Origin of the sequence: Spiroplasma ixodetis (genome assembly GCF_040369795.1) — a bacterium.
Lineage (GTDB): Bacteria > Bacillota_I > Bacilli_A > Mycoplasmatales > VBWQ01 > Spiroplasma_E > Spiroplasma_E ixodetis_B.
This window is the reverse complement of the sequence record NZ_AP028955.1, coordinates 1,166,056-1,181,725: the sequence shown is the minus strand read 5'-3', so window position 1 is coordinate 1,181,725 and position 15,670 is coordinate 1,166,056. Positions and strand designations below refer to the sequence as shown.

Below are 15,670 nucleotides of genomic sequence, written 5' to 3'. Positions count from 1 at the left end.
GGAGTGAAAATATTATGTCTACAAATAAAACAACAAATAAAGAAATCATTTTAGGAATCGATCTAGGAACAACTAATTCATGTGTTGCCGTAATGGAAGGTGATAAGCCAAAAGTTATTGAAAATGCCGAAGGTGGAAGAACAACACCATCAGTTGTTGCTTACAAAGATGGTCAAATTATGGTCGGTGAAGTTGCTAAACGTCAAGCTATTACTGATCCAGATAATACTGTTAGTTCAATTAAAAGAATTATGGGAACTAAAGAAACAGTTAAAGCCTCTACTAAAACACGTAAACCAGAAGAAGTGTCTGCAGAAATTTTACGCACTATTAAAACCTTTGCTGAATCAAAACTAGGTAAAAAAATATCAAAAGCAGTCATTACTGTTCCTGCTTACTTTAACAATGAACAACGTGAAGCTACTAAAAATGCAGGGATTATTGCGGGATTAAAAGTAGAAAGAATTATTAACGAACCAACTGCTGCTGCCATTGCTTATGGTTTAGATAAACAAGATAAAGATCACAAAATTTTAGTATTTGACTTAGGTGGTGGAACATTTGACGTTTCAGTTCTAGAATTAGCGGGTGGAACATTTGAAGTATTATCAACTAGTGGTGATAACAAACTTGGTGGTGATGACTTTGATGACTTAATTGTTCAACATTTAGTTAGTGAATTCAAAAAAAGTAATGGTGTTGACTTATCAAAAGATAAAATGGCAATGCAACGTTTAAAAGATACTGCTGAAAAAGCTAAAAAAGACTTATCAGGAGTAGTACAAGCTGATATTTCATTACCGTTTATTTCAATGAATGCCTCAGGTCCATTACATTTAAATGAAAAATTAACACGTGCCAAATTTAATGAACTAACAAATTCACTAGTTGAAAGAACTATTGCTCCTGTTCGTGATGCCTTAAAAGAAGCTAAATTAAGCAAAAATGAAATTGATGAAGTTATTTTAGTTGGTGGTTCAACAAGAATCCCGGCTGTGCAAGAAGTTATTAAAAACGAAATTGGTAAAGAACCACATCGTGGTGTTAACCCTGATGAAGTAGTAGCTTTAGGTGCTGCTATTCAAGGAGGGGTATTATCGGGTGATGTTACTGACGTTTTACTATTAGATGTAACTCCTTTATCATTAGGTATTGAAACTTTAGGAGGAGTAATGACACCATTAATTTCTCGTAATACTACTGTTCCTACTAAAAAGTCACAAGTATTTTCAACTGCTGAAGACAATCAACCCGCTGTTGATATTAGTGTTTTACAAGGAGAACGTCCACTAGCTAAAGATAATCATTCACTAGGTCGTTTCCAATTAAGTGGTATCGAACCAGCACCAAGAGGTGTTCCACAAATTGAAGTTACTTTTGATATCGATGTTAATGGTATTGTATCTGTTAGTGCTAAAGATCTAAAAACTAATAAAGAACAAAAAATTACTATCAGCAATAGCGGTACTTTAAGTAAAGACGAAATTGAAAAAATGGTACAAGATGCTGAAAAGAATCGTGAAAACGATGAAAAACATAAAGAAGAAATTGAATTATCTAATCAAGCACAAGCCTATATTTATGATATTGATAAAATGACTGCTGAAGTTACTAAATCAGCAAAAGAAGGTGAAGCAGAAAATCCGCAAATTGCTGAAATGAAAAAACTACGTGATGACTTACAAAAATCACTAGATGAAAAAAAATATGATGATTTAAAAGAAAAACTAGAACAATTAAAACAAGCGTTTGCTGCTGCACAACAATTTATGAACCAACAAAAACAAGAACCAACAGATCATATTAAAAAAGATGATAATAAAAGTGATGATGTTATTGATGTTGACGCAACAACTAAATAAAATAATTAGAGGTGGACAAAATGGCAAGTAAAAAACGTGATTATTATGAAATTTTAGGAGTTTCACGTAATGCTACTCCAGATGAAATTAAGAAAGCGTTTCGTACGCTTGCAAAAAAATATCATCCTGATTCACCAAGCGGTGGTGATGAAACTCGATTTAAAGAAATAAGCGAAGCTTATCAAGTTTTATCCGATACTAATGAGAGAGCAAAATATGATCAATTTGGTCATGATATGCCTGGAGTTGGCAGTTCTTCTGGTTTCGGTGGTTTCGGTGACTTTAGTTCAGCATTTGGTGACTTATTTGGTGACTTATTTGGTGGTAATAGAAGACAACAACAACGCTATAATGGTAAAACACCAGGTGATAATATCCTAACAAAAGTTGAAATTAGTTATCGCGATGTATTCTTTGGAAAAAAAATGACCGTTAGTATTAACATTGATGTCGCTTGTAAAGATTGTAAAGAAACTGGCGCTAGAACTCCTAATGATATTAGTACATGTGATAAATGCAAAGGTAAAGGAGTTCTTGAATATGTTCAACAATCACCATTAGGTATGTTTAGACATCAAGGTGTTTGCAACCAATGTCAAGGACTTGGTAAAATTATTCGTCAAAAATGTTTAAAATGCAAAGGACATCGCTATTATATTGAATATCAAAAATTAGAATTTGATATTCCTCGCAGTATTTTTGATGGTCAACAAATTAGAATTAAAGGTAAAGGTAAAATTGGTCATAACGGTGGCACTCAAGGCGATTTATTTGTTGGTATTAATATTAAGCGACACGCTTTCTTAGATCGTCAAGGTAGTGATATGTATATTAAATTACCAGTATCTTACTTAGATATTATTTTGGGAAATATTATTATGATTCCTACCTTTGAAGGAATAATTAAACATAAATTACCATTAGGACTACAATACGGTGACAAAATTACTTTAAAAAATCAAGGATTCTATTACCCTAATAGTAGTAAACGTGGTGATTTACATGTTATTCTTGATATACAAATGCCTAATAAAGTTACTAAAACAGAACAAGAAAAATTATGAAATATTAATAACAAAACTAAATTTGATCCAAATGAAGATTTTGTTAATAGTGCAATAAAAAGAATTTAATAAATTAATATATAAAAAATAAGAACATATGTTCTTATTTTTTATATATAGCTAACTAAAGTAATGTTTACTCATATATTGAAAAACAAAATCAATCGCTTTTTTAATATTTAGTCAATAATTTAAAGAGGCTTTTTAAAAATCTGTGTATCTTTTTACAAAGTTACTAGTTTAGATTAATTCTATCTTCAAATTTTATCATAAAATGAGCAATTGCTGTATTTCAATTTTGAATGGGTATTGTTCATTTTTTTGTTATATTTTCAATTGCTAAGTAAAATATTTTAAAAACTGCCATATCATTTGGAAAAACTTTTTTATTTCTAATAACTTTTCGTAATTGACTATTAACAGATTCAATAGCATTTGTTGTATAAATCACTCTTTTGATTTCTGCAGGATAACTAATAAAAACCATTAAATTATCTCAATTTTTATATCATGATTTAGCAATTTGAGGATATTGTTTATTTCATTTACTTTCAAAAGATTCTAAAGCTTGCATTGCTTGTTCTTCACTACATGCACTATAAATTGGTTTTAAATCTGTAACTAGTGATTTTCTATGTTTGTATGAAACATATTTTAAACTATTTCTAATTTGATGAACTATGCATAATTGATGTTCGGTTTTAGGATAAACTGATTTTATTGCTTCTGACATTCCTGTTAAATTGTCACTACAAGCAATAAGAATATCATTTAAGCCTTGATTTTTCATTTCTGTGAAATTAGATAATCAAAACTTAGAACCTTCATTTTTGCTAATTCATAAACCTAAAACATCTTTTTTACCTTCTAAATCAACTCCTAGTGCTATATAAACTGATTTGTTAATAATGCGTTTATCTTGTCGTACTTTAACTACTATACAATCAAAATAAACAATCGGATAAACACTTTCTAATGGCTGATTTTGTCATGCTTTAACATCATCAATAACATCATCAGTAATTTGACTAATAAAACTTTCACTAATATCAGCACCATGATATAACTCTTGTAACTGCATTCTAATATCTGATAAAGTCATGCCTTTGGCATATAATGAAAGAAATTGTTGATCAAAACCATCAAATCTTCTTTGTCTTTTTGCAACTATTACTGGCTCAAAATTACTATTACGATCTCGTGGTACATTAATCTCAATTTTACCTTGTTGGGTTATTAATTTTTTTGAATTTATACCATTGCGAGCATTTTCACTAGTATTATGTTGATTTTTTTTATATCCTAAATAATTTTGAATTTCAGAATTCAACATTTTTTCAACTAATCTTTTTGTTAATTCTTTATATAAACATCCCTCTTTAAAAACTGTTGTTAAATCTTCAGTATTTTCTAGTAATAAATCTACTGCTTTTGATATTGGATCATTATTATTAATATTTTTTTTAGACATAAGTAACTCACTCTTTATAGTTATTTAATTTTATTTACTAGAATTAATTAAACATAGTTATTTTTGTAAGTTACACATATTACTAAACATTACCTTAGCAATTGAAAATATAACAAAAAAATGAACAATGCCGATTCAAAATTGAAATACAGCAATTGCTCATTTTATGATAAAATTTGAAGATAGAATTAATCTAAACTAGTAACTTTGTAAAAAGATACACAGATTTTTAAAAAGCCTCTTATATCTAGTAATTAATGGTTCACTATCATTTACTTCATTTTGAAAATTATTAATTTTTTTTAACTTTTTAGCTATTTTAACTTGTTTATTAAGTTCTTTTTCTTATAATTTTTGATTTTTTGCTTTTAAATTTTTTAATTTATTTTCTGCGTCTTGCAGTTTATCTTCTCTTTTTTTATTTTTACTTTTTACAATTTTATCACTAAGTGTTCCTAATAAAGGAATATTTTTTTTATTAAGTTTTCTTTGACGTTGTGCATCTTTAAGATTCATTCGTACTAGTTTATCTTTTTGTAGTTTAGTTATTACCTTATAAATCTTGACACTTATCGCAGCAGCAATTGCTCCTCCAATAACTATTGGTACAGTATAAAGTAAAAAGTCTAATCCTTCAAATAAATCACTAAAAAATGATTCTATCCCTTGTCAACCTTTTTCAAAAAAATTTCCTATGTCTTTTGTAAAATCCTCAAATCCTTTTTAAATATCTTCTCAAATGCCACTAATATCCAATTCAATATCTTCTACACCCGAACCAATATCTGATATAACACCTTCTACACCTTTACCAATATCATTTCCAATATCTTCTATACCTTTAGCAATATCATCTAATCATCCAAACATAATTTTTCTACCTTTCCTTTAATCTAAACTAGGTTTTAATGTTGTTTTATCACCATTATTTATATTCGCTTCTAAACTATTAGCACATAATACTATTTTATTATTAAACTGATTAATATTGGGATTTAATTCAGACAATGGTTCTCTATTAGATTTATTATTTAGTTTTTCCAAATGATCATCTAACATTTTTAATTCAATTTTTAATTTTTTGTTTTCTACTTCTTTTTCAAGCAGTCCCGCTTCAAATGTTTTTCTTTCATAATCATATTGTGCTTTTTGACTTGCTAATTTTGATTTGAAACATTCCATTTGTTCTTCTTTAAATATTTCATTTTTTTGTTTATTTTCTTTTTTTGCTTTATTAGTTTCTAGTTTTCTATCAGCAATAGAAGTGAAAACAGCAGTTGATGCTGTTGCTGCTAGTGCTCCTATTACAGGAGCGCCTTTTAATAGTAATCCTCCACCAACTGCAACAGGTCCTATAATAGGCATATTTTTTAAAATTGTTTTTCAACATTAGTTGCAATTTTCTTTAGTGATGGTATTCCACTAGACTTCTTTACTTTTTTATTATCATTAATTTCTTGTTCAGATGATGAAGACACATTTGAATTCAATCTTTTAAAATCAGGCAGTTTTATTTCTCTCTTTCTAATCTATAAAATTTTTTTTAAAGTCTTGTTACTGATTCAGTACGTAAAAGAGGCGTTGCATTAGTTTCTAAATTATTAACAACCGATAACATATCATTATTAAAATTATTAATGTTTGGATTTAATTCAGACAATGGTTCTCTATTAGATTTATTATTTAGTTTTTCTTGTTCTTCTCTTTTTTGATTTTTTTAACTTCCTTTTTTTGTTTTATTATTTCTTATTTTGTTTTCAATAGTAGTATTCGCAGCAACAGCAGAACCTGTTGCTGCACTACCACCTGTTAATATTATTGTTGTTGCAACAACGGGAGGAACTATAAAAATTAAGTTTTTTTTTAACTGTTTTACCAACATTTTTTTGTAACATCTTTATCTTTCTTGGGAGATTCTGGTTTCATATTATTTTCTAGTTCATTATTATTAATTTCTAACTCAGATAAAGACAAATTAGATTTTTTTCTTTTTTGTTATTAGGCATTTTTATTTCTCTCTTTCTAATCTATAAAATAAAATATGTTTATTTAACTAAATAATTTAATAAAAAAAATAATATAAATAAATAATAAAATATATATTAGTAATGAACATTTATTAAATTAATAACAATATAACATATTTTTTGTTGAATATCAGAATCATATAGCTAACTAAAGTAATGTTTACTCATATATTGAAAAACAAAATCAATCGCTTTTTTAATATTTGGTCAATAATTTGGTAATATTTTTCTTATATTATGTTTTATAGCAAATCAAAAATGTTCAATTGGATTTAAATTACGAGAATATGGTGGAAGAAATAATAGTTTGCATCCAGCATTTTCAATTAATTGTTGTGTTAATTTAGATTTATGAAACGTTGCATTATCTAAAACTATAATTTGTCCACGCTTTAATACTGGAATTAGTATATTTTTTACATATGATTCAAAAATTTTACTGTTGAAATGTCCTTCAAATGCTCGTAGGGCTTTTAATTTACCTTTATTTAGTAGACATATTCCGTAAATAAATTTAATCAATTGTCAATAATAATATTTATAAATTTTTTAGTGTTAATAATTATAGAAGTTAATATTTTTAAAAAAATACTTTAAAAATAAATTTATATTTCAAACACAAAAATTGTTAATATTATTTTTATATTAACTTGATAAAAATTTAAATTTTTAAAAAAATATTTTTAATATTTTTTTATTTTAATGGTTTTGTTTTATTAAAAATTTCACAAAGTAAGTTAAATCTTAAGTACATAAGTCTAAATATACTTTTTCTACATTTATTTATTAAAATTTTGAATCTTTTTAATCAAGCAAAAACATGTTCAACTTTAATTATAATTTTTGAAATAATTTTATTGTAGATTTTTTCTTGTTTAGTTAATTTTTTATTTTTAGTTTTTTAATTGGTAATATAGTATTTTTATAAATATTTTGTATTCCTTGATATCCCAAATCACCAATAATTATTGTTTTTTCTGAAAATTCAAGATTTGAATTTTTTAATATTTGAAAATCATGTACTTTTCCATTATCAGCAAAAATATCAACAATTTTTTTATTAAAAAGTCATATATAATTTGAAATTTTATAGAAAACATTCAACTTTTACCAGAAAAATATTCTAACTGTAGTTTTTTTAGTTGGTCTTTCAATTTCAATTTCAGTTGAATCAATTAAATAAAATTGAAATTCATTTAAATCTTCTTGTTTTTTCTCAATTTTTGATTTATATTTTGTTTTTAAAAACTGATAATCTTTGTCATCACTAAGTTTATTTTCTACTCAAGTAATATTTCGAAAACAACTTGATGCACTCATTTTATATTTAATACTCATTTGGAAAAAGTATAATATTCTTTTCAGTATACTAAAGTCATCATCAATCTTTCTTCAACTGAAAGTTTATATTTTCTACCTTTAGTTTTTTTTAAATTTTCTATTTCAATTAATTTTGTTAACATTTCATCAAAATGAAAACGTTTTATACCAAAATATCTATAAAATTGTTCATTTTTTAATTTTTTTAAATTTTCAAAATTCATTTTTATCAACACCTTATTAATTTATTAATAAAGAAATTATAAAATAAATTTTAAATTATTAATTGACTTTTAAAAAATTTATTTACGGAATATGTCTAGTGAACCAATTATAATCATTCTTTTTATTTTATATGTGGTTTTATTATCAAATAGTCTTTTACCTTTTTCAGATCAACCATATTTATAAATTTTTTAGTGTTAATAATTATAGAAGTTAATATTTTTAAAAAAATACTTTAAAAATAAATTTATATTTCAAACACAAAAATTGTTAATATTATTTTTATATTAACTTGATAAAAATTTAAATTTTTAAAAAAATATTTTTAATATTTTTTTATTTTAATGGTTTTGTTTTATTAAAAATTTCACAAAGTAAGTTAAATCTTAAGTACATAAGTCTAAATATACTTTTTCTACATTTATTTATTAAAATTTTGAATCTTTTTAATCAAGCAAAAACATGTTCAACTTTAATTATAATTTTTGAAATAATTTTATTGTAGATTTTTTCTTGTTTAGTTAATTTTTTATTTTTAGTTTTTTTAATTGGTAATACAGTATTTTTATAAATATTTTGTATTCCTTGATATCCCAAATCACCAATAATTATTGTTTTTTCTGAAAATTCAAGATTTGAATTTTTTAATATTTGAAAATCATGTACTTTTCCATTATCAGCAAAAATATCAACAATTTTTTTATTAAAAAAGTCATATATAGCTAACTAAAGTAATGTTTACTCATAAATAATGTAAAATAATAATATGTAATTTAAACAGTTTTTGAATTTAAAAGTACAATTCAGCAATATTTAAAATAGATTAGGAAGATTAAATTATGCCAAAACCATACAGTGAAGACTTACGAAGAAAAGTAATAGAAGCCTATGAAAGTAAAAACATGAAAATTAAAGAAATTTGTAAAGTGTTCAATATTACTAGAAAGACTTTATTCTTATGAAGAAAAAGAAAAAAAGAAACTGGGCATATAAAACCAATTTTGAATTATCAAAAAGGACATAGCCACAAAATAAAGGATTTAGATGAATTAAAAAATTATTTAGCGCAAAATAAAGATGTTACAGTTCAAAAAGTAATTGAAAAATTTGGTGATATGACTAAAGAAACAGTTTATAACTATTTCAAAAAACTAAATTATACATATAAAAAAACTTTTCTATATGAACAAAGAGATAAAAATAAACAAGAAGCTTTTTTAAAAGAAATAGCTAAAATAATGAATGAATATTTAGTATTATATATTGATGAATCTGGAATTGATGATAATGAATTTTATAAATATGGTTGATCTGAAAAAGGTAAAAGATTATTTGATAATAAACCCGCATATAAAATAAAAAGAATGAGTATAATTGGTTCACTAAATAAAGGTAAATTAAAAGCCCTATGAGCATTTGAAGGTAATGTTTAGTAATCTGTGTAACTTACAAAAATAACTATGTTTAATTAATTCTAGTAAATAAAATTAAATAACTAGAAATAGTGAGTTACGTATGTCTAAAAAACAAAATATTAATAATAATGACCCAATATCAAAAGCAGTAGATTTATTACTAGAAAATACTGAAGATTTAACAACAGTTTTTAAAGAGGGAGGTTTATATAAAGAATTAACAAAAAGATTAGTTGAAAAAATGTTGAATTCTGAAATGCAAAATTATTTAGGATATGAAAAAAATCAACATAATAATAGTGAAAATGCTCGTAATGGTATAAGTTCAAAAAAATTAATAACTCAACAAGGTAAAATTGAGATTAATGTACCACGAGATCGTAATAGTAATTTTGAGCCAGTAATAGTTGCAAAAAGACAAAGAATATTTGATGGTTTTGATCAACAAGTTCTTTCATTATATGCCAAAGGCATGACTTTATCAGATATTAGAATGCAGTTACAAGAGTTATATCATGGTGCTGATATTAGTGAAAGTGTTATTAGTCAAATTACTGATGATGTTATTGATGATGTTAAAGCATGACAAAATCGGCCATTAGAAAGTGTTTATCCGATTGTTTATTTTGATTGTATAGTAGTTAAAGTACGACAAGATAAACGCATTATTAACAAATCAGTTTATATAGCACTAGGAGTTGATTTAGAAGGTAAAAAGATGTTTTAGGTTTATGAATTAGTGAAAATGAAGGTTCTAAGTTTTGATTATCTAATTTCACAGAAATGAAAAATCGAGGCTTAAATGATATTCTTATTGCTTGTAGTGACAATTTAACAGGAATGTCAGAAGCAATAAAATCAGTTTATCCTAAAACCGAACATCAATTATGCATAGTTCATCAAATTAGAAATAGTTTAAAATATGTTTCATACAAACATAGAAAATCACTAGTTACAGATTTAAAACCAATTTATAGTGCATGTAGTGAAGAACAAGCAATGCAAGCTTTAGAATCTTTTGAAAGTAAATGAAATAAACAATATCCTCAAATTGCTAAATCATGATATAAAAATTGAGATAATTTAATGGTTTTTATTAGTTATCCTGCAGAAATCAAAAGAGTGATTTATACAACAAATGCTATTGAATCTGTTAATAGTCAATTAAGAAAAGTTATTAGAAATAAAAAAGTTTTTCCAAATGATATGGCAGTTTTTAAAATATTTTACTTAGCAATTGAAAATATAACAAAAAAATGAACACTGCCCATTCAAAATTGAAATACAGGAATTGCTCATTTTATGATAAAATTTGAATATAGAATTAATCTAAACTAGTAACTTTGTAAAAAGATACACAGATTTTTAAAAAGCCTCTAAAATTTTTGAATCATATGTAAAAAATATACTAATTCCGGTATTAAAGCGTGGACAAATTATAGTTTTAGATAATGCAACGTTTCATAAATCTAAATTAACACAACAATTAATTGAAAATGCTGGATGCAAACTATTATTTCTTCCACCATATTCTCCTAATTTAAATCCAATTGAACATTTTTGATTTGCTATAAAACATAATATAAGAAAAATATTACCAAATTATTGACCAAATATTAAAAAAAATTTTTATTTTGTTTTTCAAGATATGAGTAAACATTACTTTAGTTAGTTATATGTCATAGCAGAAACCGTTCCCACCGCAACAATACCACCAGCAAGCGCAGGAGCAATAACGGGTGCACCACCACCAGCTCCAATTATAATACCACTAATAGCAGCAACAGAAAGAACAGTAGTTGCAATAACTGTTTCAGATGGTGTTGGATCGATTATATGATTTTTAATTACTTTTTTTAACTTAGATATTTTTTTAAAACTTTTTTAATTTTTTTATTCATAAAACCTTTTTCTCCTTATTTTAATTAAAACCCTTTACCTTAAAACTTAAGTAAATGGGTATAAACTTATATTAAGTTTATAAAATTATACGATATTGTCTATATTAGATATCAATAATTGATAATAAGCAAACTATTTTAAAACAGTTATTTTTTTATTTTTTAAATAATCAAATTCTTGATCATTTCAAAAACTATAATTTGATCTAATTTTATTTTTACTAAGAGTATAATAAAGTGGAACAGCAACAAAATAAGCGAAGATAGCTTGAATACTATCAGTAATTAATTCATTAACTGTAATAGCATAATCTTGATAAATTACTAAATAAGACAATGGGTAAATAAGTAATAAAATATCAGCAAAAAAGAAAGTATAAATAGTACTTAATCAAGATTTATTAATTAATAACTTAATAACAAAAAACATTAAAATTCTAATAAAAATTGTAATAGGAATAACCACAATTTTAACACCACTAATTAAATCAAAAATACCACCCGCAATTGGTCCTGCAAATAACAGCATTGGACCTTCAAAAAAAGCACAAAACGGAATAAAAACAGCATCAAATAATTGCAAAGTAGAATTTCCACCAAATAAACTAGTAATTGCTCAACCAAAAAGAAAAGTTGAACAATAACCAATTGTTACTAATAAACCAGTAATAATACCAGTCATTGCTAAATATTTAATTGAGCGAAAACGATACATATTTTCCTCCTAGATTACCAAAAAATATTAGTTTTTTTTACTATTTAAAGATAAAACCAATTGCAATTGGATTAATTTTAGAACCATAGTAACAAGCTGCTATAATTTCTTTTTTACCTGCTGGTTGAATAACCTTAATTACTATGTTATTAGTTTTAGTGGCAACAATAATACCTAATTTATTTATTGCAAAAATCGTTCCTGGCAGAGCATTTGATAATTCATTAGTTAATGCTACTTGATGAATTTTGTATATATTATCATTCAACGTAGTATAAGCGATTGGTGTATTATACAATCCACGAACATGACATGAAATTAATTGTGCTGAAAGATTTCAATTAATTTTTTCATCACTTCTTTTAATATTTAAACCAAAAGTTACTTTATTTTCATCTTGTTCTTGCTCTTGTATTTCATTATTAATGATTTTTAATAAATATTTTATTAACATATTTTGTGCTAAAGTTATCAAATTATTAACTAAAGAAGTATATGTATCCTCAATACCAATTGAAACTTGTTCTTGAACATAAATTGCCCCTGCATCCATTTTACTTACCATTTTCATTAATGTAATACCAGTAGTTTGTAATCCATTAATAATTGCTCATTGAATAGGAGCACCACCACGCAATGATGGTAATAGTGAAGCATGAATATTTAAACATTTATATTTTGGTAAATTTAAAATTGCTTTTGGTAAAAATTGACCATAAGCACAAGTAAGAATAACATCAATATTTAATAATTGTAAACCTTTTAAACTTTCAATAATATTTTCGGGTTGGAAAACAGGTATTTGATATTCTTCTGCCAATTGTTTAATTGCTAAAGGAGCAACTTCTTGTTTACGACCAATTTTACGATCTGGCTGACAAACAACACCAACTATTTCAACTTCATTTTTCATTGTTATTAACAATGTTTTTAAAATATTTTCAGAAAAAAAAGAAGAACCCATAAATAAAATTTTAAATTTTTTCATAATTTTCGCCCTCAATTTTTGCTTTGTACATTTCAATAATATTTTTTACATGTCAGAATAATAATACCATACCTAAAGTATCTTGAGCACAATATTTTAACATATTTTCACGAAAATTATGAATTCAATTAGTTAAACTAATGTTATTTTCAACTCTTCTACGAAAAATTTCTGATGCCATATCTCCTTTTTTAATAACTAATCCTTCATAAGAAAAGGAAGGTTCAAATGCTGGTAAAGTTTTTTTAATTGAAAGAGAACCATAAAACTGTTCTTTATAAATTTTAAATTCTTTAAAAAAATCTTGTAAATCAATAGTACCATCATGGATTAATGATAATTTATTTTTATATTGAGGATAATAATAAGTTAATTTTTTAAGAACAGATTTCTCAAATGATTGATTATAAGCAACATACGTACCCTTACCATGAATATTAATTAAATCATGACATAATTTTTTTGTTAACATTTCTCTTGGATCATCATTGCCATCTGGTAAAAATTCATAATGTTTAATTGATTTATAAGTTTTAAAATTAAAATCTGGTGCTAATAATACATGGACAGAGTATTGAAAAGGAATTTGCTGATATGGTTTACTATTTTTAAACTTAGGTATTGCAGATTTCATAGTCTCAAAATCATACATATAAATTGGATATTGGTACTTTTTGTATTGAATTTTTAAATCAACAAATTTATTGCCATCAATTAATTTTTCACCATTTTTAATTACATCATATTGTCTTAAATGTAAATTAGACTTTGTTAAAAATGGTAATAATCTTTCATCATTAATTTCTAACAAATCTTCTTCATAATATCACAATGCTTTCTTAGTTTTTCTTAAACGATATAATTCAAAAATAGTATTATGAATAGAAAAATATTTAAAAATATGAGTACAAAATTGATTACTATTTTCATGACAATAAGGTAAAGTTAATAATTTAACTATTTCATCAATATCACTAATTTTAATAATATTCTTAATATTTTCATATTGTAATTTCAAATTATTATTTAAAATTTCATCTTGAATTGATTCAAAAAGACTAAAAATTTTTTTAGTATTAGGACTTTTTTGCCAAGTTGAACCATTAACAATAAATAATTCATTTAAATCTATTTTTTCTTTCTTAACATAATTATTATTTAAATACATAATATAAGTATTAACTACTTTAATTCCACATTTGGTTAAAATATCATACTGATAAAGTAAATCTCACATATGTTTTTCTTTAACCCAAGTTACTGCTTTTACTTCAATTAAATCCCAACCATCATTATTTCGTTTTAAAATATCACACTTAGTAACGCAGCCCTGATATTCAAATCTTGGTTCAAATAAAACATCATACTCTTTATTATTAATAATTTCTATGACATTATTACCCGGTTCAGACTCAAAATTAAAATAAGAATATTTTGCTTTAAAATATTCTTGAGCATAGTGCCCAGTTTCAATACCATCTGCAATTGTTTCACCAAGATAAAATTCAGAATCATCTTCTTCATTATAATTATTTTCAAATGTATCATCATCTAAATCAGAAATAGTAATTAAATTAGATTTAAATTTACTACTTGTTTTAGTATTCGTTAGTTCAACAAAATTTATTATCTTTTTCTCTTCAATTAAATGCTTAGCTAAAGAATAATTTTTTGCATTTAAAAATCATGAAAGTTTGCGACAAATACGGAAATGCTTATAATCATCTTTATAAATTTTCATTACATATCACCCAATTGCCTAATTAAAAATAAAGATTTATTTATCTTTTCATCCAGAAAATTTATCATGAATTGCAATTTTAGGTTTTTCTAAATTTTTAGCACGTTTTTTATTTTCTTTATTTTGTAAACGTTCTTCTTTAATTGCAAGTTTAACGGCTTCATTTTCTTTTTTAATTGCTGCTTTTTCTTCTGCTGTCTTTCTTTTTATTTTAATTTTACCACTACGTTTTTTTGACATTTCAATTTTCTTAAGTGTTTCTTCTAAATCCAATTCACAATTTACTTTTCAAATTGTTTCAAATTCTTTCTTTGATAATTGCTTAGTAAATCCTTCTACCTCAAATGCTTTAGTTGCAAATAAATCATTTTTCTTAGAATCATATAATTTTACAATTACATCAAAAACATCACGATAGCGATATTCTTTACTACTACGTGAAACTACTTGTTCAAATTCTACTGTTTTATGTTGCAATTTTAATTCATCACGCATAAAGGATTTAATAATATTTTTTACTTCTTTTTGACGTTGTTTTTTCTCTTCTTTTTTCTTCTTTTTTGCTGAAATGGTTGTAAAAATAAAAATTATTAAAACTACCCCTATAAGCGCTAACATTCATCATTGACTAGATAAATTTCCCATTTTTTATTCCTCTTTTTTGATTTATAAATTTTCCTCGATTACTGCTAATAGTTTAGTTGGACTCATCGGTGAAATTGTTAAAATTAAATTAACATCTTTTTTAATTACAAAATAAAGATGTGTTTTATTTACTATAATATATTTAAAACTTTTTGTTTCTTCAATATTATAAGACTCATTAATCAATTTTAAACAATATTCACGTAATTGGATATCATTTAAGTCTTGCAATTTTAATCTTGTTCTAATCCTACCAATACTATGGTAAGAAAATTTATAAGCGTTACGAAAATAGT

The 15,670-nt window shown here is 24.7% G+C and carries 17 protein-coding genes and 2 pseudogenes; 5 read left to right on the top strand and 14 right to left on the bottom strand.

From position 1 onward, the window contains the following. Positions 1–14 precede the first annotated feature (14 nt). Both dnaK and ABWV63_RS08300 read left to right on the top strand, forming a co-directional pair. Positions 15–1,862 carry a molecular chaperone DnaK gene (gene dnaK, locus ABWV63_RS08305; RefSeq protein ID WP_353305969.1) on the top strand — a complete coding sequence of 616 codons (1,848 nt, stop codon included), beginning with the start codon at positions 15–17 and terminating at the stop codon, positions 1,860–1,862. 20 nt (positions 1,863–1,882) lie between these two features. After that, positions 1,883–2,995, top strand: a complete 1,113-nt coding sequence (locus ABWV63_RS08300; protein ID WP_353305968.1) for a DnaJ C-terminal domain-containing protein — start codon at positions 1,883–1,885, stop codon at positions 2,993–2,995. A gap of 166 nt (positions 2,996–3,161) precedes the next feature. Here the strand turns inward: ABWV63_RS08300 and ABWV63_RS08295 are convergent, their stop codons facing one another. From ABWV63_RS08295 to ABWV63_RS08250, 10 genes are all read right to left on the bottom strand, one after another. Beyond that, the gene (locus ABWV63_RS08295) at positions 3,162–4,397 is read right to left on the bottom strand and encodes an IS256 family transposase (RefSeq protein WP_353305967.1); all 1,236 of its coding nucleotides are present in this window, start codon (positions 4,395–4,397) and stop codon (positions 3,162–3,164) included. A 345-nt stretch (positions 4,398–4,742) separates the two neighbouring features. Then, positions 4,743–4,913 carry a hypothetical protein gene (locus ABWV63_RS08290; RefSeq protein ID WP_353305966.1) on the bottom strand — a complete coding sequence of 57 codons (171 nt, stop codon included), beginning with the start codon at positions 4,911–4,913 and terminating at the stop codon, positions 4,743–4,745. Positions 4,914–5,120: 207 nt separating this feature from the next. Continuing rightward, entirely contained in the window at positions 5,121–5,267 is a 147-nt protein-coding gene (locus tag ABWV63_RS08285) for a hypothetical protein (protein ID WP_353305965.1), read from the bottom strand. Positions 5,268–5,285: 18 nt separating this feature from the next. After that, entirely contained in the window at positions 5,286–5,762 is a 477-nt protein-coding gene (locus tag ABWV63_RS08280) for a hypothetical protein (RefSeq protein ID WP_353305964.1), read from the bottom strand. Between the two features lie 352 nt (positions 5,763–6,114). Beyond that, positions 6,115–6,279 carry a hypothetical protein gene (locus tag ABWV63_RS08275; protein ID WP_353305963.1) on the bottom strand — a complete coding sequence of 55 codons (165 nt, stop codon included), beginning with the start codon at positions 6,277–6,279 and terminating at the stop codon, positions 6,115–6,117. A gap of 289 nt (positions 6,280–6,568) precedes the next feature. Next, a complete protein-coding gene (locus tag ABWV63_RS08270; RefSeq protein ID WP_353305962.1) occupies positions 6,569–6,946 on the bottom strand; it encodes a transposase in 378 nt (125 codons plus the stop codon). A 357-nt stretch (positions 6,947–7,303) separates the two neighbouring features. After that, the gene (locus ABWV63_RS08265; RefSeq protein ID WP_353305961.1) at positions 7,304–7,528 is read right to left on the bottom strand and encodes a hypothetical protein; all 225 of its coding nucleotides are present in this window, start codon (positions 7,526–7,528) and stop codon (positions 7,304–7,306) included. Positions 7,529–7,531: 3 nt separating this feature from the next. After that, positions 7,532–7,762 carry a hypothetical protein gene (locus tag ABWV63_RS08260; protein WP_353305844.1) on the bottom strand — a complete coding sequence of 77 codons (231 nt, stop codon included), beginning with the start codon at positions 7,760–7,762 and terminating at the stop codon, positions 7,532–7,534. Then, positions 7,705–7,968 carry a hypothetical protein gene (locus tag ABWV63_RS08255; protein ID WP_353305542.1) on the bottom strand — a complete coding sequence of 88 codons (264 nt, stop codon included), beginning with the start codon at positions 7,966–7,968 and terminating at the stop codon, positions 7,705–7,707. The genes ABWV63_RS08260 and ABWV63_RS08255 overlap by 58 nt, the downstream gene beginning before the upstream one ends. A gap of 337 nt (positions 7,969–8,305) precedes the next feature. Continuing rightward, entirely contained in the window at positions 8,306–8,656 is a 351-nt protein-coding gene (locus tag ABWV63_RS08250) for a transposase family protein (RefSeq protein ID WP_353307223.1), read from the bottom strand. A 152-nt stretch (positions 8,657–8,808) separates the two neighbouring features. Between ABWV63_RS08250 and ABWV63_RS08245 the strand changes: the two genes are divergently transcribed. The 3 genes and pseudogenes from ABWV63_RS08245 to ABWV63_RS08235 form a co-directional block, all read left to right on the top strand. Beyond that, complete coding sequence (locus tag ABWV63_RS08245; RefSeq protein WP_353305960.1) at positions 8,809–9,402, top strand: IS630 transposase-related protein; 594 nt, start codon at positions 8,809–8,811, stop codon at positions 9,400–9,402. An 82-nt stretch (positions 9,403–9,484) separates the two neighbouring features. Further along, positions 9,485–10,722: pseudogene (locus ABWV63_RS08240) on the top strand (IS256 family transposase). Between the two features lie 43 nt (positions 10,723–10,765). Then, positions 10,766–11,056: pseudogene (locus ABWV63_RS08235) on the top strand (transposase); the annotation flags it as partial. 362 nt (positions 11,057–11,418) lie between these two features. Here the strand turns inward: ABWV63_RS08235 and ABWV63_RS08230 are convergent. The 4 genes from ABWV63_RS08230 to ABWV63_RS08215 are packed head-to-tail and all read right to left on the bottom strand — an operon-like array spanning position 11,419 to position 15,374. After that, on the bottom strand, positions 11,419–12,000 hold the full coding sequence (locus ABWV63_RS08230) for a hypothetical protein (protein ID WP_353305959.1): 582 nt from the start codon (positions 11,998–12,000) through the stop codon (positions 11,419–11,421). A gap of 40 nt (positions 12,001–12,040) precedes the next feature. Then, entirely contained in the window at positions 12,041–12,988 is a 948-nt protein-coding gene (gene fmt, locus ABWV63_RS08225) for a methionyl-tRNA formyltransferase (RefSeq protein ID WP_353305958.1), read from the bottom strand. Then, the gene (locus ABWV63_RS08220; RefSeq protein WP_353305957.1) at positions 12,975–14,729 is read right to left on the bottom strand and encodes a DUF2779 domain-containing protein; all 1,755 of its coding nucleotides are present in this window, start codon (positions 14,727–14,729) and stop codon (positions 12,975–12,977) included. Before ABWV63_RS08220 ends, fmt begins: the two co-directional genes overlap by 14 nt. 36 nt (positions 14,730–14,765) lie before the next feature. Then, entirely contained in the window at positions 14,766–15,374 is a 609-nt protein-coding gene (locus ABWV63_RS08215) for a hypothetical protein (protein WP_342267131.1), read from the bottom strand. Between the last annotated feature and the right edge of the window lie 296 nt (positions 15,375–15,670).